The organism is Pectobacterium punjabense, from assembly GCF_012427845.1.
Classification (GTDB): domain Bacteria; phylum Pseudomonadota; class Gammaproteobacteria; order Enterobacterales; family Enterobacteriaceae; genus Pectobacterium; species Pectobacterium punjabense.
The window spans coordinates 2640113-2661676 of sequence record NZ_CP038498.1; the positions used below are offsets into that span (position 1 = coordinate 2640113).

General features: G+C 49.9%; 21 protein-coding genes. 4 read left to right on the top strand and 17 right to left on the bottom strand.

What is annotated here, in order from left to right; all coding sequences use genetic code 11:
* Nucleotides 1–118 precede the first annotated feature (118 nt).
* Nucleotides 119–1102: a zinc transporter ZntB gene (gene zntB, locus E2566_RS11885; protein ID WP_107167525.1), complete on the bottom strand. Its 984-nt coding sequence runs from the start codon at nt 1100–1102 to the stop codon at nt 119–121.
* A gap of 107 nt (nt 1103–1209) precedes the next feature.
* Complete coding sequence (locus E2566_RS11890) at nt 1210–2826, bottom strand: peptide ABC transporter substrate-binding protein (RefSeq protein WP_107167526.1); 1617 nt, start codon at nt 2824–2826, stop codon at nt 1210–1212.
* Between the two features lie 169 nt (nt 2827–2995).
* Here E2566_RS11890 and mpaA point away from each other — a divergent pair, with 169 nt between their 5' ends.
* From mpaA to E2566_RS11905, 3 genes are all read left to right on the top strand, one after another.
* Entirely contained in the window at nt 2996–3715 is a 720-nt protein-coding gene (mpaA, locus tag E2566_RS11895) for a murein tripeptide amidase MpaA (RefSeq protein WP_107167527.1), read from the top strand.
* A gap of 79 nt (nt 3716–3794) precedes the next feature.
* Complete coding sequence (gene tpx, locus E2566_RS11900) at nt 3795–4298, top strand: thiol peroxidase (protein WP_005972398.1); 504 nt, start codon at nt 3795–3797, stop codon at nt 4296–4298.
* Between the two features lie 372 nt (nt 4299–4670).
* A complete protein-coding gene (locus E2566_RS11905; protein ID WP_107167528.1) occupies nt 4671–5453 on the top strand; it encodes a hypothetical protein in 783 nt (260 codons plus the stop codon).
* Between the two features lie 113 nt (nt 5454–5566).
* Here E2566_RS11905 and tyrR read toward each other — a convergent pair whose 3' ends face one another.
* The 12 genes from tyrR to pspA form a co-directional block, all read right to left on the bottom strand.
* Nucleotides 5567–7135, bottom strand: coding sequence for a transcriptional regulator TyrR (tyrR, locus tag E2566_RS11910; RefSeq protein WP_107167529.1), 1569 nt, complete (start codon nt 7133–7135; stop codon nt 5567–5569).
* 136 nt (nt 7136–7271) lie between these two features.
* Nucleotides 7272–8816: a M20/M25/M40 family metallo-hydrolase gene (locus E2566_RS11915; protein WP_107167530.1), complete on the bottom strand. Its 1545-nt coding sequence runs from the start codon at nt 8814–8816 to the stop codon at nt 7272–7274.
* A gap of 124 nt (nt 8817–8940) precedes the next feature.
* Nucleotides 8941–9945 (bottom strand): LacI family DNA-binding transcriptional regulator, encoded by a 1005-nt coding sequence (locus E2566_RS11920; protein WP_107167531.1) that lies wholly within the window; start codon nt 9943–9945, stop codon nt 8941–8943.
* A 72-nt stretch (nt 9946–10017) separates the two neighbouring features.
* Nucleotides 10018–10323 (bottom strand): PTS lactose/cellobiose transporter subunit IIA, encoded by a 306-nt coding sequence (locus E2566_RS11925; RefSeq protein ID WP_107167532.1) that lies wholly within the window; start codon nt 10321–10323, stop codon nt 10018–10020.
* 32 nt (nt 10324–10355) lie between these two features.
* Nucleotides 10356–11645, bottom strand: a complete 1290-nt coding sequence (locus E2566_RS11930; protein ID WP_233671796.1) for a PTS sugar transporter subunit IIC — start codon at nt 11643–11645, stop codon at nt 10356–10358.
* A gap of 26 nt (nt 11646–11671) precedes the next feature.
* Nucleotides 11672–11977 carry a PTS sugar transporter subunit IIB gene (locus E2566_RS11935; protein WP_107167534.1) on the bottom strand — a complete coding sequence of 102 codons (306 nt, stop codon included), beginning with the start codon at nt 11975–11977 and terminating at the stop codon, nt 11672–11674.
* A 23-nt stretch (nt 11978–12000) separates the two neighbouring features.
* Entirely contained in the window at nt 12001–13161 is a 1161-nt protein-coding gene (locus E2566_RS11940; RefSeq protein WP_107167535.1) for a mandelate racemase/muconate lactonizing enzyme family protein, read from the bottom strand.
* 203 nt (nt 13162–13364) lie between these two features.
* Nucleotides 13365–14408, bottom strand: coding sequence for a YcjF family protein (locus E2566_RS11945; protein ID WP_107167536.1), 1044 nt, complete (start codon nt 14406–14408; stop codon nt 13365–13367).
* Nucleotides 14405–15802 (bottom strand): YcjX family GTP-binding protein, encoded by a 1398-nt coding sequence (locus tag E2566_RS11950; RefSeq protein WP_107167537.1) that lies wholly within the window; start codon nt 15800–15802, stop codon nt 14405–14407. The genes E2566_RS11945 and E2566_RS11950 overlap by 4 nt, the downstream gene beginning before the upstream one ends.
* A 160-nt stretch (nt 15803–15962) precedes the next feature.
* The gene (pspC, locus tag E2566_RS11955) at nt 15963–16328 is read right to left on the bottom strand and encodes an envelope stress response membrane protein PspC (protein WP_107167538.1); all 366 of its coding nucleotides are present in this window, start codon (nt 16326–16328) and stop codon (nt 15963–15965) included.
* Entirely contained in the window at nt 16328–16552 is a 225-nt protein-coding gene (pspB, locus tag E2566_RS11960) for an envelope stress response membrane protein PspB (RefSeq protein WP_107167539.1), read from the bottom strand. The genes pspC and pspB overlap by 1 nt, the downstream gene beginning before the upstream one ends.
* A gap of 84 nt (nt 16553–16636) precedes the next feature.
* Entirely contained in the window at nt 16637–17302 is a 666-nt protein-coding gene (gene pspA, locus E2566_RS11965) for a phage shock protein PspA (RefSeq protein ID WP_107167540.1), read from the bottom strand.
* A gap of 239 nt (nt 17303–17541) precedes the next feature.
* Here pspA and pspF point away from each other — a divergent pair, with 239 nt between their 5' ends.
* A complete protein-coding gene (gene pspF / locus E2566_RS11970) occupies nt 17542–18528 on the top strand; it encodes a phage shock protein operon transcriptional activator (protein ID WP_107167541.1) in 987 nt (328 codons plus the stop codon).
* Nucleotides 18529–18600: 72 nt separating this feature from the next.
* Here the strand turns inward: pspF and E2566_RS11975 are convergent, their stop codons facing one another.
* The 3 genes from E2566_RS11975 to E2566_RS11985 form a co-directional block, all read right to left on the bottom strand.
* Nucleotides 18601–20118 carry a cellulase family glycosylhydrolase gene (locus tag E2566_RS11975; RefSeq protein WP_107167542.1) on the bottom strand — a complete coding sequence of 506 codons (1518 nt, stop codon included), beginning with the start codon at nt 20116–20118 and terminating at the stop codon, nt 18601–18603.
* 382 nt (nt 20119–20500) lie between these two features.
* On the bottom strand, nt 20501–20989 hold the full coding sequence (locus E2566_RS11980) for an RES family NAD+ phosphorylase (RefSeq protein ID WP_107167543.1): 489 nt from the start codon (nt 20987–20989) through the stop codon (nt 20501–20503).
* Nucleotides 20986–21426 carry an antitoxin Xre/MbcA/ParS toxin-binding domain-containing protein gene (locus E2566_RS11985; RefSeq protein ID WP_107167544.1) on the bottom strand — a complete coding sequence of 147 codons (441 nt, stop codon included), beginning with the start codon at nt 21424–21426 and terminating at the stop codon, nt 20986–20988. Before E2566_RS11985 ends, E2566_RS11980 begins: the two co-directional genes overlap by 4 nt.
* Nucleotides 21427–21564 lie beyond the last annotated feature (138 nt).

A 21564-nucleotide genomic window follows, 5' to 3' on the forward strand; every position in this document is an offset into this window, starting at 1 on the left:
CGGGAATGATAGTGCCGCACAACAAGGTAAAAAATGTTGATATTGCTCAATTTACGCGTGGTTTTTTAACCCTTCGCGACAGTTTGTGAGTATCTACGCTCCCACTCACCGTAAGTCGCTATAGCCATTTACTGCGTTTTAACCACCATGCAACGCCGCCAACCAATATCACCAACATCAGGCAGAACGTGAAAAAACCAAACGGCGCATCGCCACCGGGAATCCCCCCTAAATTAACGCCAAATAGCCCGGTTAAAAACGTCGTCGGCAGAAAAACCATCGCCAAAAGCGACATCGTATAGGTGCGGCGGTTCATCGCTTCGGTCATCAAGGCCGTTATTTCATCCGAGAGCACCGTAGTGCGGGCAATACTGGCATCCAGATCCTCGAGCCCGCGTCCTAGTCGATCGGCAATCTCTTGCATTCTGCGGCGGTCGTCATCCTGCATCCAGGGCAGTTTCTCGCCGGAAATACGGGAGAAAACATCACGCTGTGGCGTCATGTAGCGACGTAATACAATAAGCTGTTTGCGGATCAGCGCCAGCTCGCCGCGCGGCGGAATCTTTTGCTCCAGCAAGTCGTCTTCCAGATCGATGATTTTCTCATGCAAATCATCAATGAACTCGCTGGTATGATCGGTCAATGCTTCCGCAATCGAGACCAGCCAGCTTCCGCTATCTGTCGGGCCATTGCCTTCCTTCAAATCGGTAAGAATCTCGTCGATCGCCAGTATTTTACGGCGTCGGGTAGAGATAATCAGCTTGTCGGTAATAAACACGCGAACGGCCACCAGTTGATCCGGTCGTGCATTGGCATTCAAGTTAATGCTGCGTAGCGTGATCAGTGTGCCTTCGCCCAAACGCGTCACTCTAGGACGAGCGCTTTCCCCCGCCAACGCATTGCGTACGCTATCCGGCACCAGTGTCGTTTTATTCAGCCAGCGAGCACTAGCAGGTAATGTAGAGTCGAGGTGCAGCCAACAGGGTTTCTCGCTGTTGACGACATCCTGCTCACCAATCGGGGTAATCCCGCCCTTTCCATCCAACTGATACGCATGAACCGCACCGCTGTGTTGCAACTCTTTTCCTGCCAAGGATTCCACGTCTTGCCTCCAACGGTTTTGCTATCAGTACTGCACTCTGCCAGCCGGAGCGACATCACACCCGCTCCGGCTTTATTACTACATCACTCAATGTATGACTACGGTACTTAATGTTTTTCGATGTAAAGCATGTGGCTATATGCCACATCTTCAGGGTTAGTAATGGGGTAGCCTTTCACCCACGGCTTGATCAAGCGTCCGTTGGTATATTGATAGATTGGCGCAATCGGCGCTTCATCTATCAGCAACTGCTCTGCCCGGTTGTAATCCGCATTCAGCGCCTGCGGGTTAGTTTGATTACCCGCTTCATCCAGTACGCGATCGTAACTCGCATTTTTAAAGCGAGCGATGTTACCGCTGTGGTGCGAAGTCAGCAGTGAAAGGAATGTCGAGGGTTCGTTGTAATCACCGACCCAGGACGCCCGCACGACGTCAAAATTACCGCTATTACGGCTGTCGATGTAGGTTTGCCACTCTTGGTTGGACAACCGTACGTCAACACCTAATGTCTTCTTCCACATAGATGCCACGGCAATCGCGATCTTCTGGTGGCTTTCCGACGTGTTGTACAACAGCGATAATTTCAGCGGATTGTTTGGACCATAGCCCGCCGCTGCCATCAGCGCTTTTGCCTGCGCATCCAGCTCATCCTGAGAATATTGCTGCAACAGGCTTTCCGTAGGTTTGAAGCCTGCGGTGACATCCGGCGTGAAGTGCCAGGCCGGCTTTTCTCCTGTTCCCAATACTTTTTCTGCAATCACTTTTCGGTCGATGGCATACGACAGCGCTTTTCGCACCCGGACATCATTGGTGGGAGCACGTTGCGTGTTAAACGCGTAGTAATAGGTGCCAAGCTGATCCGGCGTATAAACCTGGCCGGGTAAATCTTTCAGCAGCTTCTGGTACAGATTTTTAGGAAATGACTCGGTGATATCGATATCACCAGACAGATAGCGTTTGGTCGCGTTTGACTCTTGATTGACTGGAACAAAAGTCACCTTTGTCAGGCGCGTGTTAGCATTATCCCAATAATATTGATTCTGCGTAAGCACCAGCTTCTCGTTAACAACACGGTGATCCAGCTTAAACGCACCATTTCCGACCAGATTTCCCGGTTTCGTCCAGTCATTTCCGAATTTTTCTACCGTGGCCTGATGTACCGGAAATAGGCTGAAATTTGCCGTTAGGCTGACAAAATAAGGCACTGGCTTGCTGAGTTGCACTTTCAGCGTATGGTCATTAACCGCGGTCACACCGAGCTGCTCAGCAGGCATGTTGCCGGCGAGAATCTGCTCAGCGTTCTGAATCCCTGCGAGTCGGGCAAACCAGGCGAATGACGAGCTGTTTTCAGGCGTGACCAGACGACGCCAGCTATAGACAAAATCGTTTGCGGTGACGGGTTCACCATTAGACCAGCGGGCATTATCACGTAGGGTAAAGATAAACGTGCGGTTATCGGTCGTCTGCCAACGCAGCGCTACGCCAGGGACGATGTTACCCTTGGCATCCTGTTTGACCAGCCCTTCAAACAGATCGCGCGCCACTTGCGCTTCCATCAACCCCACCGCTTTTATCGGATCGAGAGAAGCAGGTTCATCTTTAATGTGGCGAACAATTTCCTGTTTCTCAGCCAGAATCGTTCCCGCTGGAACCTGCGCCGCAACAGCATTGCCCGCCATGGCCGCCATCAACGCGGCATAAAATGCAGAATATCCATGGTGCATGATGATTTGACCTGAAAGTATAATGAAATGATTGAAGAATATAATAGTCAGAAATCATCGCTATCATCCAGCAATACGCCTGCAATTTGTCAATCCGTATCACCGTTTGCGTCTCTGGAGCGATTTTTTTATGATAAAACGCATCCATCGGTAACCACAGGGCGATATCATGGAAAACACAATTATTCCTCTTCAGGCTCGCCAGCAACGAGGTAATTTGCCGTCGCTGGGTGAACCTTATGGAAAATCGCTGCTGGGCGCACCATTACTCTACTTTCCAGCCGAATTAGCGCCTTCAGAAAGCGGACTGATTATTGCCGGAACACACGGTGATGAAACTGCGGCAGTGGTGGCGCTTTCCTGCGCGCTTCGTACCCTATTTTCAGGCCAGAGACGCCATCACGTTGTTCTTGCGGTCAATCCTGATGGCTGTCAGTTGGGTCTACGTGCCAATGCTAACGGCGTCGATCTGAATCGCAATTTCCCAGCCAGCAATTGGCAGCCGGGGAGTACGGTTTATCGCTGGAATAGCGCCGCAGATGAACGTGATGTCGAGTTATCCACGGGGGAAACCGCGGGCTCAGAGCCGGAAACGAAAGCCCTTTGCACGCTGATTGAGAAACTTAATCCGCGCTGGGTTGTCTCTTTTCATGAGCCACTCGCCTGTATTGAAGATCCGCACCGCTCCGAACTGGGTCGCTGGTTGGCGCAACAGTGCGAGCTGCCGTTAGTATCGAGTATCGGCTACGACACACCCGGCTCTTTCGGAAGCTGGTGCGCCGATCGTTCGCTTCATTGCATTACCGCTGAGCTTCCGCCCATTTCGGCAGATGCGGCCAGCGAATGCTACCTTAACGCGATGGTCGCGTTGCTAAGCCAGCAATTTTAATCGTAATTTTTATACCAATGTTGCTAATGTTGCCCTAAACTGAGCAGCGTGTTAATCACCTGTAATTAAGGACGCAAACATGTCACAGAACGTACATTTTCAAGGCAATCCTGTGCCAGTAGCAGGGTCATTTCCAGCTAAAGGAAGCAAAGCACCCGCATTTACTCTGGTCGCTAAAGACCTGTCAGATGCTTCACTCAGCAACTATGCTGGCAAACGCAAAATCCTGAACATTTTCCCAAGCATCGATACCGGTGTTTGTGCCGCGTCCGTGCGTAAATTCAACCAGTTGGGTTCTGAACTGGATAACACTGTTGTTCTGTGTATCTCTTCCGATCTGCCGTTCGCGCAGTCTCGCTTTTGCGGCGCGGAAGGTCTGAACAACGTGGTTGTACTGTCTACCCTGCGTGGCGGTGAATTCAAAGAAAGCTATGGCGTCGCTATCGCCGATGGCGCACTGAAAGGTCTGACCGCTCGCGCTGTCGTGGTGCTGGATGAAAACGACAACGTACTGCATAGTGAACTGGTGAACGAAATCACCACTGAACCAGACTATGACGCTGCGCTGGCTGTACTGAAATAAGTCACGCTGTCAGTTATTCGTACTGATAATTGTGAAGAAACGGCTGCTTGCGCAGCCGTTTTGTTATCTTAATATCTATCGATTCCCCATACATATAATTGGGTTATTTGATTGATCATATTATCTCTATTCGAACATGAATTTTTATTAATTATTCATTTTATTACGCTTATGATATGAATGAATTAATTGTTCTATAACACCTACATTTTATATCAACGTTCTCGCCAGATTTTGGCATTTTTATCACAGCAAATACGATGCCAATAATAAAAACTATTTCCCATGTGGAATAATAGATATGGAAAATAGGAAGTAATTGCACCATAGCTAACTCTGATATGTTAGTGCTATTCACAGGAGTGATCGCTGTTGAGAACATTGTTACTTCCCCTTCAAATAGTCGCTTTATTTTCTGGGCTTGCTTTTAGCCAGAGCAGTGAAGCGTCATTCACGTTTGATCCACAAAAGTGCCACATCCCTGACCCTGAGGGCAAAGCCTATGTTGCCTTGCGCGATACGGTATTCCATATCTCTATCGACCAGCTCAGCATCCTGCACGATCCTGTTTTACGCGATGGTGAAACCCTGCCACTCCCGCCCGATCCTAGCGAGCCTCTCGGGTGTAAAGGCAATCCACTAAGTCAGCAAAGTTTATTGTTCAGCCGCAATTTCAACGGAAAGCTGGGAGACCGTCCTGACTGGTCCAAAGCCTGGCCGTTACGGAAATTCCAGCTATTCAGCTCAACGCCAAGTCATTGGGGACTTCATCTAGACGAGCGCCATGACAAGATGTGTGAAAATCGCTTAAAACAGACAGATCTGGTTCCCAACATGACCGCCTGTTTATTTGAGAAAAACCCTGCACGTCCGGATCGATATGACGTGGAGGAGGCAGGAAGCTGGATGATTGATCCTGAGGTATATTCAGCGCCGTTTAATAAGAGACTCGCTATTTTTTGTATGTTTGCCATTTCAGGAGGAACCGACTGCGAAGTCGGTTATAAAATTTTCCCGACGGTGAACCTTCTCTATGAATTTAACCCCAAGGAATTTCCACTTACCGAGGTTATTAATTTTGATAAACATCTGAGAGCGGAATTAGAACAGGCCGTGGTTAAAGATTATCCCTGGAAGAAGAGCGCCCCTAATTGAACCTTATATAATATGGAGATAGATATATGGCGATCACCTATGAATGATCTGTCCCTAAATCTATTACCCTCCTGTTCAGACTAAAACGGCTGCTTGCGCAGCCGTTTTGTGACTTACTCCTCATCATCCCCTGCCGCCTTGCGTTGGCTGAGCCCATATTCCCGCAGTTTGTTGGCTATCGCCGTGTGCGACACACCTAACCGTTTCGCCAGTTTGCGTGTGCTTGGATAAGATTGATAAAGGCGGGTCAGCACAGAGCGTTCGAAACGTTTGTTGATGTCGTCCAGCGAGCCATCAAGCAGTGTTTCATCTTGTGGCACATCAATTGAAAACGCAGGAAGATCGATATCCTGCATATGCAATTCATTACCCTCCAACCGCGTCAGTGCCCGATAAATGGTATTTCTCAGCTGTCGAACGTTACCCGGCCAGCCGTACTGTGGCAGAAAATGTTCTACATCTGCCGCTAATTTGGGGCGAGGAATGCCCTGCTCATCAGCAAAACGCGCTACAAAGAGTTCAGCCAGCGGCATAATGTCGGCCGGACGCTCACGCAGCGGCGGTAACATTAACGTAAGCACATTCAGGCGATAATAAAGATCCTCGCGGAACTCACCTCGCTGCACCAGTTCCAGCAGGTTTTTCTTTGTTGCGCAAATCACCCGCACGTCCACATGAACTTCGTGATCTTCGCCCACACGACGGAATGTGCCGTCATTCAGGAAACGTAGCAGCTTAGTCTGCATCTGTGCCGACATTTCACCGACTTCATCCAGTAAAACGGAGCCGCCATTCGCTTGCTCAAAGAACCCTTTCTTGCCTTCCTGCGCATTGAGATACGCGCCAGGAGCATGCCCAAACAGTTCGCTTTCCATCACGTCATCGGGCAACGCTGCACAATTCAGCGCCAGAAAAGGGTTCTTGCCGCGCGGCCCACGTAGGTGGCAGGCTCGCGCCAGCATATCTTTACCCGTCCCTGTATCGCCGACGATCAACAGCGGTGCATCCAGCATCGCTAGCTTGCGCGCCTGCTCCACCACCTGACGCATTTTGGGGCTAATCGCCACGATGTGATCAAATTCATTTTCATCATTCACCGTGAGGTTCTGCAACTGTCGGCCCATACGTACGGCCGATTTCAGCATGACCAATGCCCCCGCCGTTGCGGCTTTACCGGCATCATCCTCCAGACGAACTGGCGTCATTTCCAGTAGAAAATCCTGACCTCGAATCACCACGCGCTCCGCTACGACGGAGCCGCTCTTTTCCAGCCAGTTGGCAAAATTGAAACCGGGGATCATCGTGGCAATCGTCAGCTCGCTGATGGTCTCTGCCGATTGTTCAAACAGCGCCAATGCGGCGGGGTTAAACAGTTCAGGCTTCCCTTTCATATCCAGTGAAAACACCGGCTCGGGCATCGATTCCAGCAGCGCATTCAGCGCCCGATGTTCGCGTTCAGACGGCATAAACGCCACGGTACGCACGTCACTAACGCTGTCGATGCGGCGAATTTCCGACATCAGAAGGCGGAAATCATCAAAATCGAGTGTGGCAAAATTGAGGTAAATACGACCAATAGACGCAATTTCAATGCCGCGTAAATCAATATTGCGTGACGCAAGCAGGTCTAACAGTTCACGGACCATACCAATGCGGTCTTTACAAATTACTTCCAGATGCATCAACGGCTACCTTCTTCAAGAGACACGACATGGCTATTGCTACTGATAATACCCTTTCGTTTGCACCGGATGAAGTAAGGTGGCAGCAAAAGTTGACACATCTGTACGTTTTTTCCACGTCAATAACGATACGGGGTTAAGACAGCGGCGTCGTTGCCATCGCGACAATGGTTCGGACGCCTTCCAGATAGTTACCGAGACGTAAGTTCTCATCAAAACTATGCTGATTATTATCGGCATTAACCAGAGGGACGATCACGTATGGCACCTTCAACACGCTGACTGCCCCACTCATCGGCAGCGTACCGCCCATCATACGGTTCTTCTCCGGCGCAATGCCGCGCGGCGCGGTGGTTGTCGTGACTGCCCAGTGGCCCAACGGTGAATCAATCTCGGTTCTGGCTGCATAGGCGCTGCTTGGGTAGGCTGTCAGGTGAAGTGAAATCAGATGCGGATACTGCTCACGTTCAGTTTGTGTAGGCGACTCTCCAGCAATGATATGAAAACCTTTGCTGGCGATATACTGGCGTAACAGCGCGTACATATCATCCGGCGGCGTCTCCGGTACAGTGCGTATATTCACGCTGGCCGTTGCAGTGGATGGAATGGCATTGGATGCTTTCTTTCCCGTATCTCCGGCTTTAATACCGAGAATATCCAGCGAAGGATACTGCACTGCCTCTGCCGCATTGCCTGCAACCTTATCTAACTGTGCAACGCCAAAGCGTTTTTCCAGCGCACCGGCCGGGGGGGCAGTCTCAGCTACCTGTTTTTTATCGCTATCGCTGAGCGTAACGCGGTCATAATAACCGGGGATCGTGACCTTGCCGTCCGCATCTTTCATGCTGGCCAGCAACGTAGCCAAATTTTGCACCGGATTTGGAATGACATTGCCATAACCACCGCTGTGCGCAGCCGAGTTCGCACCAAATACCGTCATGTCAATTTGGATTGAGCCACGATTGCCAAAGTTGATACCAGGGCGATTGCTGGACGGCATCGCACCATCATAAATCACCATGCCATCGCTTTTCAGCAACGCCAGATGCTCCGCCATCACCGTCGTCAGACCAGGTGAACCTTTCTCTTCTTCGGAATCCAGCAGCACTTTGATGTTGACGGCAGGTTCCACACCTTTGTCCTTCATCGCATCCATTGCGGCGAGGAACATCACGATCGGCCCTTTATCATCGGCCGATGCCCGGGCGAAAATGCGCCATTCCGGGTTGATATCCCCTTTCAGAAGACGCGACTCAGGAAGTGTTTGCCATTTTCCGGCAGCATCTTTTTCTTTTAGCACAGGCTGCCACGGTGGCGTTTGCCACTCGGTCGGATTCACAGGTTGCCCGTCAAAATGCATGTAGAACAGGATGGTTTTACGATCGGGCTTTGGCGTTCCCAGCTCAGCATAAACCAACGGTTTATCGCCATTTTTCAGCTGCTGCGTGGTAAAACCGCGCGTCTGAAAAGCTTTTTCCAACCAGTCGGCATTACGCTGGATATCAGCGGGCACAGCGGCATCGTTGGGCAAGGTCAGTAATTCGAGATACTCAGGAAAGCTGTTTTGCGCGTAACGTTCAGCATCGGCAGGCGCCAATACCAACTGGGCGCTGGCAGGTAAACAGAAAATGGCTGCTGACAGCGACAGCGCCGCCAGCGTCAATTTTTTACCGGAAATCATAAAAACGTCCTGTTATACAGAAATAAGGAGTATTTATCCTACACACGATTCTGTAACAACGGTACTACCCGTCATACCAGTATGACGTCTATTCTAGATTGAGGTCCCTATTTATATGGAGATATTATCGTGATTCATCGCGCATCTGGCTGATAGATTGCCCTTCGATGAAGGAATGGGGGAACTGTCGCGACTGTATAAGATAATCCTTACGCGTCAATTTCATAAGAATTTCTTTTGCCCCATACTCCGCCATTTCTTTTACCGGATACACTACGCTATCAATATGTGGTGCCAGATATTCAGTAAGTCCAAAGCTATCAAAAGAAATGACCGAAATATCGTCAGGCACAGACAAACCTTGTAAGCGTAGCGTTTTTAATCCTCCTGAACAGGCACGTTCACCACAATAGACAATGGCTGTAATATCCAGTTTTCGCTGTATTAATGTTAATGTCGCTTGCTCACCGAAGACATGATCGTAACTGCCTTGGATATAATAGTCGTCGCCCCACGTTTTATTAACCGCTCGGATGGCATCAATGCAGCCTTTTAATCGTTGGGACGCGCTATGACGTGATTCCGGCCCACCAATCACGGCAATTTTTTTATGGCCTGCCGCAATCAATTTATTGGTAGCATCAAATGCCGATAAATAATGATCGAATGAAACTGAATAAATATCCGCCGTACCCGAAGCATCAAGCAATACCACAGGTTTATTTTCAGTATAGGCTTTAATCGTTTCGGTTGATAAATGGCGGGTGTAGAGAAGAAATCCATCACAGTTGATTTCATCCAGTTTTCTTAATGCGTTTTCTTCTTCAACTTGCCCGGCGCTTTCCAGCACCATGAGCATTTTTCCTTTGGCATTCACTTCTTTATGCACTGCGCTCATCACTGAACCAAAGAAGCCTGACACGTTGTTAGGAATAAGCATCCCGATCACGCCGCTACTTTTGCTTACCAATGAGCGGGCGCTTAAATTGGGTTTATAGTTCAATAGCTTAATGGCATTCTCGACGCGTAACTTTGTCTCCTCCTTAACTTTTTCCGGCTCGTTAAGTACGCGAGTTACCGTTGCACGCGAAACATTTGCCATCCGGGCAACATCGACGATTGTTGACATAGAATTCCATTATAAAGAAAAGCAATGCCTGACTGCGGCACTGCTTATTTATTAGCGATAATACTGAAACTATTACACTTTATCGCGGTAAAGTTCAATCATTTCTTTGATTAAGTCATTTGCCAACATCGATGTCATTAAATGATCCTGTGCATGAACCATAACTAACGTTACAGGGATTTTTCCTTCCCCTTCATCCATACCGATCAATTTAGTTTGCACGCCATGCGCCCGGCTTGCCGCTTCTCGTGAACGAATCAATGCATTATCGCACGCTTCCCACTCACCTTTTTTCGCATGCTGCAATGCAATCATGGCTTCGCTTTTACTTTCTCCCGCATTGGTAATGATCTCCATTATTTCCAATTCAAGATCCATAAAGCTCTCCTCTTTCAAAATTAAATGATTTGTTACGCTTTAGATTCTGCTTCTTGTGCTAACAACTGTTTTTCATATGCCTTGTAAAAGGGAAGCCATATCACACAGGAAATAGCGAAATTAGTCAGAACTAATATTATTGGCCCGATAGACCATCCTGCTGCCCATGGCGCCCCTAAAATAGAAGGCGTCGTCCAGGGAACAATAGACATCGGTTTGTCAACAAATCCTGAGCTCAATGCAAACCAGGCTACTGTTGCATTAATTAGCGGTGCACCGACGAAGGGGAGTAGCATCAGAGGATTCATGATAATCGGCGAACCGAAAATAACGGGTTCATTGATATTAAAAAAAGAGGGAACCACGCTCAATTTTCCGATCGAACGCAGATGCGCTGAACGACTACGCAAATACATGATGACAAGCGCAAGCGTGGAACCACAGCCCCCAATAACGATATAGAATCGCCAGAACGGATCAACGAAGCTATGGGGAAGCACCTGCCCCAATTCCAGCGCGGTTTGGTTTGCTGCGATATTTGCCAGCCAGAAGGGTTGCAGTAGATTGGTCACGATAGCCGCACCGTGAATGCCGCAGAACCATAAAAGATGGGAAATCAGCACACAGATGAGTATGGCGGTTAAACTGTCGGAAGCGGCAACAAAGGGTTTGAAGGCAGCCATAATCACTTCAGGCACCAGCATCCCGGTAAAATGCTGAACCAACAGCGATAAAGGGTATAACGTCGCAATCATCACCAACACAGGCACAAGCAATTCAAATGACTGGGCGATCTTTTCAGGCACCTGCTCCGGCAAACGGATAGTCAGGTTTCTGGTTTTTAAAAATCGCATTAGCTCGACTGAATATATCGATGTCATCAATGCCGTAAAAATACCCGTGCCGCCCATGAAGGCCGCAGGAATACTGCCATTGGTAAAGGGTGCAGCAACAATAAGGAAAGAACAGAGTGACAGTAGTCCGCCCATCAACGGGCTAAGATTATAGCCCTGAGAAAGGTTGTACCCAATCCCAACGGCAATATAGATAGTCATAATCCCCATTGTCATGCGGAATGGCATCATAATTGCGTCTTTATTGTTGGTCGCAAACTCCACCCACATCTGCCCTAGCGCGAACGTCGTATCTTTTGAAAAAGGCGGAAACGCCATAATCATCAAAAAGCTGCCGACAATCATGAAAGGCATGGCAGAAATAAAGCCATCACGCACGGCAAGAACATGCCGTTGCCCGCCGATGCTTCCAGCTAAGGGCGCTATTTTTCTTTCAATAAAAGAGATCACATTATTATAGATACTCATTATCATCCCCTGGTGTTAGCAAAATATTATGAAAGCAGACCAAGGGCGAACTTAAGTACATTGTCGCCTTTCATCATGCCGTAATCCATTGAATTTATTGTCTCTACTTTTTTATTTTTCTGTGCGGCAATTTTCTTAAATTCATCCAATTTATATCTAACCTGAGGCCCCAATAAACAGAGGTCGTATTGTTCAATGCCTTCGTTAAACTTCTCTAAAGGAAGCGCCGTCAGTTCCACATCAATATTTTCTGCCGCTGCGGCTTCTTTCATTTTTTTTACGAGCATGGATGTGCTCATTCCTGCATTACAGCAGAGAAAGATCTTTTTCATTTTGTCACCTTAGCAAGTTTTATTTATTGGAAAGTATGTTTTTTAAAGTTTGATAAATAGGAATGATTCAATTCCACTCCCAGACCCGACTTCATTTCACCTACGGTAAAATAACCATTTTTAGCCTGTGGCTCTAACGCATGCTGCACGATGTTGTAGCGTTCATCCTGCCAATAGGGAAACCACTCTTGTATTGGCACATTTGTCGTACTGATATCAAATTGAATACAGGCCGCCGTTAAGATTGGCCCAGAGGCATTATGCGGCTGAACCTGGATCTGATGCGTTTCTGCATAAGAAGCAATTTTTTTCATTTCTGTGAATCCGCCAGCCAACCCCATATCAGGTTGAATCAGTTCGAACACCCTATTTTCAATAAAAGGGGCGAAGTCAAAACGGGTATATAAGCGCTCTCCACCAGCCAGCGATAAATTCACACCCGCTTTTACTTCCAGGCTTGAATTGATTAATAAGGTATCCGTCGGTTCCTCATAAAAATAAGGGGTAAACTCTTCTAATTTTCGCCCCCATTTAATGGCATCAGAAACGTTCAGACAGCCGTGAAGATCGAGCATAATGTCGATATGTTCACCCACGGCCTCTCTTACTGCTTTAACCCGGGCAACCGCCATATCCCCCCATTCTTTACTAATAGGTCGGGATGGCGTTGATTTTTCACCCGTTGGCGACATTTTAAAAGGATCAAATTTTAATCCGGTATAGCCGTCATTTATCACCCTCATGGCTTTTTCAGCAAATTCTTCAGGCCGACAGGCATCAAAATACCAATGGTTAGCATAAAGCCGGATAGTATCGCGACATTTTCCTCCCAGCAGTTGGTAAATCGGGACATTTAATAGCTTGCCTTTGATATCCCACAGCGCCATATCTATTGCACTAATCGCACCATAAATGGCCAGCGATCGCCCTCTTCCCCAATAGGTATTATCAAAACATTGCTGGAAGATTTTCTCAGAATCGAATGGCGATTGCCCGATCAGGAATTTTTTCGTTAGTGCATCCAATATTGGAATGACTGACTTAGCCCCCACACCATAGCTCATCGCCACTTCGCCAATCCCGGTCACACCCTCATCGGTTTCAATCTCAACCACGATCAGGTTATGTGCTGGTGCACGGTGCCTTAGATCAACATCGTAAACATTTAACTGCGTAACTTTCATAATTCCCCCGAATACAGCCTGCCGGCATTATGTGCACGTTCACATTTTCATTCAAGGCAGAAAAACCGATCAAGATCACAGATAAAGCACAAATGTGAACGTGAACATCTAAGAATCAAGGGAAGTTTACTGTGTTACTGTATGGAGAATAAACAAAAGAAAAAGGAAGGGAATCCCCTTCCTGATGATAGATTTTTCCGCCATTACCGCCCTTTTTGCAGCGTGTCTTTCACCTGACCAATCAGTTCGCGGCGGAAATCACCCAAGCGTGGTTTGTCATCTAACCACGGCAGTGGGCGGCATAATTCCATCGCTTTAATGCCCAAACGTGCGGTCAGCAAACCGGCACCAATGCCCTGCGCGGCACGCGTTGATAGCCGTGCGGCAAGATCCTGCGACATCCAGTCCATGCCAATTTCCCGCACCAGCTCCGATGCCCCGGCAAACGCGATATTTACCAACACCAGTCGGAACAGGCGAACGCGACTGAAATAACCCAGTTCAATACCGTACAGCGCGGCAATACGATTAATCAGCCGCAAATTACGCCAGGCAATAAATGCCATATCCACCAACGCCAGCGGGCTGACGGCGATCATTAAGGTGGATTCCGCCGCCGAGCGGCTGATTTCACGCCGTGCCTGTGTGTCCAGCACGGGCTGAACCAGACGCGCATACAATTCCAGCACTTCACGGTCATTGTGGGTTTCGTGGAGTGAAGCCTGCCAACGCTGCATCGCTGGATGACCGCTATCCAACCCCGCTTGCCGCGCCAGTTTTTCACAGAATTCGCGTCCACGTCCCACACCGTGGCTGTGCAGCAGATCGCGCGCCACATTGCGCTCTTCCGCGCGTTCTCGCAGGCGATAGAGCCGTCGCCACTCAACGGCCAGCGAGCCAACGCCCGCCGCCACAATCAGGCTACCCGCCGTAATACCACCTAGCGCGATCCAATCCTGTTGTATCCAGGCGTTATGCAGCGACTGTACGCCCTGTGCCAGCGCGCTGACGCCAAACAGCCCTATTCCTGCCATCACCATACGCCGCCACAGGCTGCGTTTAGGACGCAACGCCGCACTGATCGCTTCTTCCGCCACGCCTTCTTCCGGCACTTCCTCTTCGCGGCTGAGAGGGGAAAAAGGCGTGCCACTCTGTTCGTCAAATGCCAACCCGGCACGTAGCTGTGGCTGTGGCGCTTGTGGTGAAACATCGTCGAACGTGACACGTGGTTTTAATGGCTCGTTCATCGCAATTTATCCTTCAGCAGAAAGTCCATGACCGTATCCAGCCGAATATGCGGCAACGGCGTGTCTACCGTCATCTCGCGCGGACGAAATTGATCGAAGTGGAAACCCTGCGTTTGCCAGAATGCTGCACCCGGTAGACGTGCAGGCACTTCACCGGGATAGACCGTTAACGGCTGGCCGTCGCTGAGCCGATGCCCTTTCAACGCTGGAATTTTTTGCCCCTGATGATCGACAACGCCGCTCTGCGTTGACTGGATTGACGCAATGCCTTCGCAGCGCATATCAATGCCTTCAAACGCGGCATTCTGCCAGGCTTCTTGCACCAGTTGCTGAAGCAAAGACACCAGATTAGCGTGCTGATCGGCGGTAATGTGATCCGCCTTACTCGCGGCAAACATCAGTTTGTCGATACAGGGCGAAAACAAACGTCGGAACAGCGTGCGCTTACCGTAGTGAAAACTTTGCATCAGTTGGGTCAGCGCCAGCCGCATATCGTTAAACGCATGAATGCCGCTATTGAGCGGTTGCAGGCAATCGACCAGAACGATCTGTCGGTCGAAACGCACGAAGTGATCTTTATAGAATCCTTTAACAACCGACTGACAGTAATAGTCAAAACGCTTACGCAGCATGCCAATATTGGTTTTCTCATCCGCCTGCGCCAGTTTGGCTTCACCGATATTATTCACCTGCGGCCAGGGGAAAAATTGCAGCACTGGTGCCCCCGCCAGATCGCCTGGCAGCACAAACCGCCCCGGTTGAATAAAGTGCAGCCCTTCTTGTTTGCAGCGGTAAAGATAATCCGTGTAGGCCTGCGCCACCTCGGCTAACTGATTTTCATCCGCGGGGGCCAGCGGGTCGATTTTCTCGCACAGCGCTAGCCAAGGTTTCGCCCATTCCACGCGCCCACCATGTAGTAAGCCGCTCATCTGTTGCGACCAACTCAAATAGGTTTGTTCCAGCAGCGGTAAATCCAACAGCCATTCGCCGGGGTAATCGACAATCTCCAGATACAACGTCGAGGTATCTTTGAAGTGGCGCAGCAGCGAATCTTTGGAGCGATAGCGCAGCGCCAGACGGATTTCACTCACGCCACGCGTTGGCGTCGGCCAGTCCGGCGGTGAACCATACAGCGCCGCCATGCCTTCATCATAGGCAAAGCGCGGCACGCCCAGATCGCGCTGTGGTACACGTTTCACACCGAGCAACCGCTCTTCGCGCACGGGGGAAAACATCGGCAAATGTGCCCCACTGTGGGTGTTCAATAATTGATTGACGAACGCCGTAATAAACGCGGTTTTGCCGCTGCGGCTCAACCCGGTGACGGCAATCCGCAGGTGGCGATCCACGCTACGATTGACCAGTGAGTTAATCTCGTTCTGTAGTCGACTCATTGAATGAACCATCACTCCTGTAGTTGCGTGTTAGTTGCGTTGCAAAAGCGCATTCAGGCTACCGCATTGATCGCGGAGAAAAAAGCAGCGCGACGCTACCCACTTTCGATTCACGTCGAACGGTGGATAGCATCAGCGAAAGCGTATAACCGATGACAGATTACAGATGGCGAAAGCGGTTCTGAACGCCAAACGTATCCGAAGTGACATAGCGCTCAATGCTACGCAGGCGCTGTTCGCTGGCCTGCAATGTCGCATCCGCCTCGTTCAGCAGTTGGCTGGGTGTACGGGCTGCCTTTTCATCCTCAAATTCCATACCCGCCGGAGCCGGATCGAGCATAAACGTTAGGATGATGTAAGCTACGATGGTGAAAAAGAACAGGCCGAAAAACATCGACAACACCGTAATCAGCCGTACAAGTTTCACCGGCACGTCAAAATAACGTGCTAAACCAGCGCAAACTCCTTTCAACATGCCTTCTTCCGGTAAGCGGTATAACGTTTTACCTGACCACGTATTTTTCATTACGATTTTCTCCAGTCCGGGTGTTCTGCATCCAGAATGTCTTCCAGCGCCCTGATACGCTCACGCATACGGCTGGACTCTTCCGTTAAATGCGTCAACCGTTGCATATCGTTTTGTCCCAGTTGAGCACCGTTTTTACGCTGGCTGTAATGTAGCCAAAGCCATATCGGTGCCACAAACAACATGAAAATGGTCAGCGGAATGGCAAGAAACAACGCACTCATTGTGTCTCCTTAGTTATTATTCATACGCCCTATGGTGGCTGCCGTTTTCAAACGACAGCCCCTCCGATGACGTTTACGCTTTGATTACTCTGCTGGCTTAACTTTAGCTTTAAGTGCCGCCAGTTGCGCGCTGATTTCATCATCTGCTTTCAGCTCGGCAAACTGCTGATCCAGCGATTTTTGTTTCCCCAACCCGTGGCTTTCTGCTTCCGCTTCCATTGTGTCGATACGGCGTTCAAACTGATCGAAACGCGCCATGGCTTCATCCAGCTTGCCGCTATCCAATTGGCGACGTACATCACGCGACGATGCCGCAGCCTGATGACGCAACGTCAGCGCCTGTTGACGAGCGCGGGTTTCGCTTAATTTATTTTCCAACTCGCCGATTTCACGCTTCATACGCTCCAGCGTTTCATCCACGCTTTCAGCTTCATGCTGTAACAGCGCAATCAGGTCGGTCAGCTTCTGCTTCTCAATCAACGCCGCACGAGCCAGATCGTCTTTATCTTTGCGCAGCGCTAGCTCGGCTTTTTCCTGCCACTGATCTTGCTGACCATGCGCTTGTTCAATACGGCGGGCAATTTGTTTCTTTTCTGCCAGCGCGCGCGCCGAGGTTGAACGTACTTCAACCAGCGTATCTTCCATTTCCTGAATCATCAGCCGCACCAATTTCTGCGGATCTTCCGCTTTATCCAGCAATGAATTGATGTTGGCGTTCACGATGTCGGCAAAACGAGAAAAAATACCCATAATTACATCCTCTTCATGATTTCCAGCGTCTGATTACGCCTGATTGATTATCGTGACCAACCGAGCCAGTCGCGATCTCATAATACTTATGTCACTAAACATGTATCAATAAGCATGCCAACTTTTAAATTCATTTAACTAATTGAAAATAAAAGAATAGATAATTTTGACTATTTTTCCCTTTTCGTTAAATTAGTCAAATACGCTAACAGTTAGTAAAAATAACACGGTGGAACATCATGCTTCAGGAAAAAGAGAATCTGCTGGGCGAAGCCAACAGCTTTTTAGAGGTTCTGGAACAGGTGTCGCAACTGGCGCAACTGAATAAGCCAGTGCTGGTAATCGGTGAACGCGGAACCGGTAAAGAACTGATCGCTAGCCGCCTGCACTACCTCTCCCCACGTTGGCAAGGGCCGTTCGTTTCCCTCAACTGCGCGGCACTTAACGAGAATCTGCTCGATTCTGAGCTCTTTGGTCATGAGGCCGGTGCCTTTACCGGCGCGCAGAAGCGCCATTTGGGACGCTTCGAACGCGCCGACGGCGGAACGCTATTTTTAGATGAGCTAGCCACCGCGCCGATGCTGGTGCAGGAAAAATTACTACGCGTGATCGAATACGGCATGCTGGAACGCGTCGGCGGCAGGGATCAGCTACAGGTTGATGTGCGTTTGGTGTGCGCCACCAATGACGATCTGCCTGCGCTGGCTGCCAGCGGTAAGTTCCGTGCCGACCTGCTCGATCGTCTGGCCTTTGACGTCGTGCAACTTCCGCCGCTGCGCGAACGCCAGCAGGACATTATGTTATTAGCAGATAATTTTGCAATTCAGATGTGCCGCGAATTGCACTTGCCGTTGTTTCCCGGTTTTACCGCTACTGCACGCGAAACGTTGCTGAATTACGACTGGCCGGGCAATATTCGTGAGCTGAAAAACGTAGTTGAACGTTCGGTGTATCGTCACGGCGATAGCGAGCAGCCCCTTGATGCCATCATTCTGAACCCCTTCCGCCGGGCTCCCGCCGTTCAGGAAAAACGACAAACAGCAGCGGGTCAGCCGGATTTACCGTTGGACATGAAACCGTGGCTGCTGGAACAAGAGAAAGGCTTGATCGATCGGGCGTTAACTCAGGCAAAATTTAACCAGCGCAAGGCCGCAGAACTGCTGGGATTAACCTACCACCAGTTACGTGGGTTATTGAAGAAACACGATATCACGGTGAATGAGTAAGATACTGGAAAGAAAATGCGGGCGCATTAGCGCCCGCACGGTCAGTCGTGCTAATGCGTTAATAACGCGATATTACGGCTCAACGCCCCAGACCAGCGTGCCTTTATCATGCACGGTGATCTTATCCCAGCTGGTGTAACTCGTGACGTTAGCGCCGTATGAATAGTCATTCGTCTCGTTCACGTTGCTCCAGTCACCGGCATGGATACGCACCTGCACTTCCCCCGTTTCCGCGCCCGGTTGTAGGGAACCCGCGCCGCTGGCGAAGGTCACCAGAACATAGCGATTGGCCTTATCGGTGCTGGCGGCTGGCGTCCCTGTGCTGGTCACGATGTTGTTAGGGCCGACATTCGCCCAGTCAACAAACAGGTTCGCACCCGGTTTACCATCATCATGGAAGTAGTAGCGAACTTGCAGATCGCTCAGTTTGATCGCCGTACTTCCGGTATTTTTGATGTTGAAGGCCATACGAATCGCATCATCGGAGGGATTATTATCCACATTGCGATATTGCAGCACGATGTCACCCGTCGTTCCGTTACCCGGGTTCGTCGGCTCTGTTGGCGTCGTTGGCGTATCGCCACCGCTCAGATCTGCCCCCGCACGAGTCTGCTCTCTGACAAATTTGCCTGACGTCGACAGATTTTGCTCCGTCCAGCCGCCTGACTTACTTGCCCCCGGTGCCAGCGCCGCTGACGCCTCTGACTTATCGTTCAGCGACCAGTTCACCCAGCTTACGCCACGGTTATTCAGGAAATCGATCCAGGTTTGCGACTCTGGCAAGAACGGCCCGCCGTTGCCGGACGCATCGCTGGTTCCCCACTCGCTGACGAAAATCGCCGCGCCACGGCTTTGCGCATAGTCAATGCGGTCGCGCAGGAACTGCCCGTGCGTACCAGCATAAAAATGCAGCGCGTACAGGGTATTCGGATCGGGCAACTGATTGTCCGCGGCATCATGAATATCCTGACTCCAGGTGCCAGTACCAACAATAATAAGGTTATCAGGATCTTTGCTACGGATAGTGTCAGTCACTTCCAGCGCATAAGGTCGAATTTGCCCGTTCCACGTCACACCACCGTTAGGTTCATTGGCAATTTCATAAATCACGTTCGGCGAGCTGCCATACAGCCCTGCCATTTCAGCAAAGAAGGTTTTTGCCTGAGTTTTATAAGTATTGGGGTCGTTATCCGACAGGATGTGCCAGTCGATGATGATATAGACGCCAAGGCTTTGCGCCGCTGCAACCGCTTCTTTGACCTTATTGGCGATGGACGGGTTAGCGATATAACCATTTTCTGCTGTGTACATGGCGACGCGGAACACGTTAATCCCCCAGTCATCACGCAGCCACTTCATCGAATCTTTGTTGACGTAGTCACCAAACCACTGCAACCCGTGTGAACTGATCCCTCTGAGTTGCACCCGCTTTCCCTGTTCATCCACCAGTCGCCCATTTTCGATGGACAACTGGCCATGCGTTTCCACCGGGGTGGCGGATAATGCGGAGAAACTGAGCGACATGCCCAGCACCGTTGTCACTACACCGAGCGTCAATTTCCTGACGATTTGCTTCCTTCTGAGCCACATATTCCTTATCTCCATTGTGAACCCCCATAAGCTTGGGTATAGGCATGATAAGGGAGATTTTCGCTCCCGCAAATAATTTAGGAAATATCCCAATCATATTGATTTTATTAATTATTTACAGAGAAATAGAAAGCAAGGTAAGTATCTGGCAAGGTCATTTTTCAGGCAAAAAAAAGCCAGCACGTAGGCTGGCTAAAATAATACTGGAAGCAATGTGAGCAATGTCGTGCTCTCCTTCAGTGCCTGCGATAAGTCACTGCTGAAGTGCGAAAATGATGATAATAGTTATCAGTATCATCTGTAAAGCACTTTGTTGAGAATTTTTCTCATTTCCATACTGACTATGGGGTTCCTGCCCGCATCATCGCTGTCGATTGCAGACTTAATGCCCCGTGGGGTTGAACAGTCTATGACTGTAAAAATCTGGGATCGCCTCAATCAGACGTAGCTGGTTCAGTGCTGGATGCAACGGATTAACCAGCGCATTACGCATGCTGCCAAATGGCTTAACTGTGCTGGTCGGTACCCAAATCACCAGCGATTGCCCAGCGTTCAAGCAGCGCGACCCCAGCGCCTGCACGTCCGGCATAAACGGGTAGCGGTGCCAGTCCTCGGGCAGCATGTCCAGCGTAATGGATTCTTGCGGGACGTCATCCGGCAGCTCATACACGCCCAGACGATAGCTGGCGGGCAGCAACTGCGGCGAAGGCAAATAATTGCCCATTTCCAGCATCGCGACGGCGGGCGTTTCACTGAAATACAACACCGGCGTATTCGGCTGATTGAAACGCGCGCCGTGCAGGAAACTCACGCCCGTTTGTCCTGAAAATGCTTCGAGCCAGACCGCTTTGGTAATGCGGTAAAGCCTCATATAAATTCGCCGTACTCAATACGACTCAGCGCGTTATCAACCAGTTGACGCCCTTTGTGCGTATCCAGCATTTCTGCCGGCGTTTTTCCGCCAAAGGCAGGAATACCGCTCTCCATCCACAGCTGCGCCTTCGCTTCATCTTCAAACGTCGTCATGGCTTTTAACCACAGGCGAAACGTCTCCAGCGCAGCCTCCCCCTGCTCCAGCGTTAAATGTTTACGGCGGAACAAACGGGAGATGTTCGACGGATCGACGGACAGCGCCGAGCCAATCAGCTTACGGCTTAATCCGCTGGCATCCGCACCACGTTTCAGCATTGCGCCGGAAATCCCGCCGCGTACGACATTAACGAACATCAACGGGTCATGAAAAACGCCGTCAGGCAATTCAGCTTCGCGAGCAAAATTTTCAACTTTAAGGCTTATCTCGGCATTCATCGTTATCTCCTCGTCATTATGACTTAACTATAGCATTCGTTATGACGTTTTCAATTAGCCATCCCGCCACTCAAACGGTTGGAAAGTCGCCAGACGCACACAACAAGAGTGGGGAGGATGCCAAGAGTGCGATACACT

Bases quoted from the DNA above. Each gene is read 5' to 3' on its own strand.
- E2566_RS11920 (WP_107167531.1), bottom strand. From the start codon at position 9,945: ATGTCAACAATCGTCGATGTTGCCCGGATGGCAAATGTTTCGCGTGCA.
- E2566_RS11935 (WP_107167534.1), bottom strand. From the start codon at position 11,977: ATGAAAAAGATCTTTCTCTGCTGTAATGCAGGAATGAGCACATCCATG.
- E2566_RS11930 (WP_233671796.1), bottom strand. From the start codon at position 11,645: ATGAGTATCTATAATAATGTGATCTCTTTTATTGAAAGAAAAATAGCG.
- E2566_RS11985 (WP_107167544.1), bottom strand. From the start codon at position 21,426: ATGAATGCCGAGATAAGCCTTAAAGTTGAAAATTTTGCTCGCGAAGCT.
- mpaA (WP_107167527.1), top strand. From the start codon at position 2,996: ATGGAAAACACAATTATTCCTCTTCAGGCTCGCCAGCAACGAGGTAAT.
- E2566_RS11975 (WP_107167542.1), bottom strand. From the start codon at position 20,118: ATGTGGCTCAGAAGGAAGCAAATCGTCAGGAAATTGACGCTCGGTGTA.
- tyrR (WP_107167529.1), bottom strand. From the start codon at position 7,135: ATGCATCTGGAAGTAATTTGTAAAGACCGCATTGGTATGGTCCGTGAA.
- E2566_RS11925 (WP_107167532.1), bottom strand. From the start codon at position 10,323: ATGGATCTTGAATTGGAAATAATGGAGATCATTACCAATGCGGGAGAA.
- pspB (WP_107167539.1), bottom strand. From the start codon at position 16,552: ATGAGTGCGTTGTTTCTTGCCATTCCGCTGACCATTTTCATGTTGTTT.
- pspF (WP_107167541.1), top strand. From the start codon at position 17,542: ATGCTTCAGGAAAAAGAGAATCTGCTGGGCGAAGCCAACAGCTTTTTA.
- E2566_RS11890 (WP_107167526.1), bottom strand. From the start codon at position 2,826: ATGCACCATGGATATTCTGCATTTTATGCCGCGTTGATGGCGGCCATG.
- E2566_RS11940 (WP_107167535.1), bottom strand. From the start codon at position 13,161: ATGAAAGTTACGCAGTTAAATGTTTACGATGTTGATCTAAGGCACCGT.
- E2566_RS11915 (WP_107167530.1), bottom strand. From the start codon at position 8,816: ATGATTTCCGGTAAAAAATTGACGCTGGCGGCGCTGTCGCTGTCAGCA.
- E2566_RS11950 (WP_107167537.1), bottom strand. From the start codon at position 15,802: ATGAGTCGACTACAGAACGAGATTAACTCACTGGTCAATCGTAGCGTG.
- tpx (WP_005972398.1), top strand. From the start codon at position 3,795: ATGTCACAGAACGTACATTTTCAAGGCAATCCTGTGCCAGTAGCAGGG.
- pspA (WP_107167540.1), bottom strand. From the start codon at position 17,302: ATGGGTATTTTTTCTCGTTTTGCCGACATCGTGAACGCCAACATCAAT.
- E2566_RS11980 (WP_107167543.1), bottom strand. From the start codon at position 20,989: ATGAGGCTTTACCGCATTACCAAAGCGGTCTGGCTCGAAGCATTTTCA.
- E2566_RS11945 (WP_107167536.1), bottom strand. From the start codon at position 14,408: ATGAACGAGCCATTAAAACCACGTGTCACGTTCGACGATGTTTCACCA.
- pspC (WP_107167538.1), bottom strand. From the start codon at position 16,328: ATGAAAAATACGTGGTCAGGTAAAACGTTATACCGCTTACCGGAAGAA.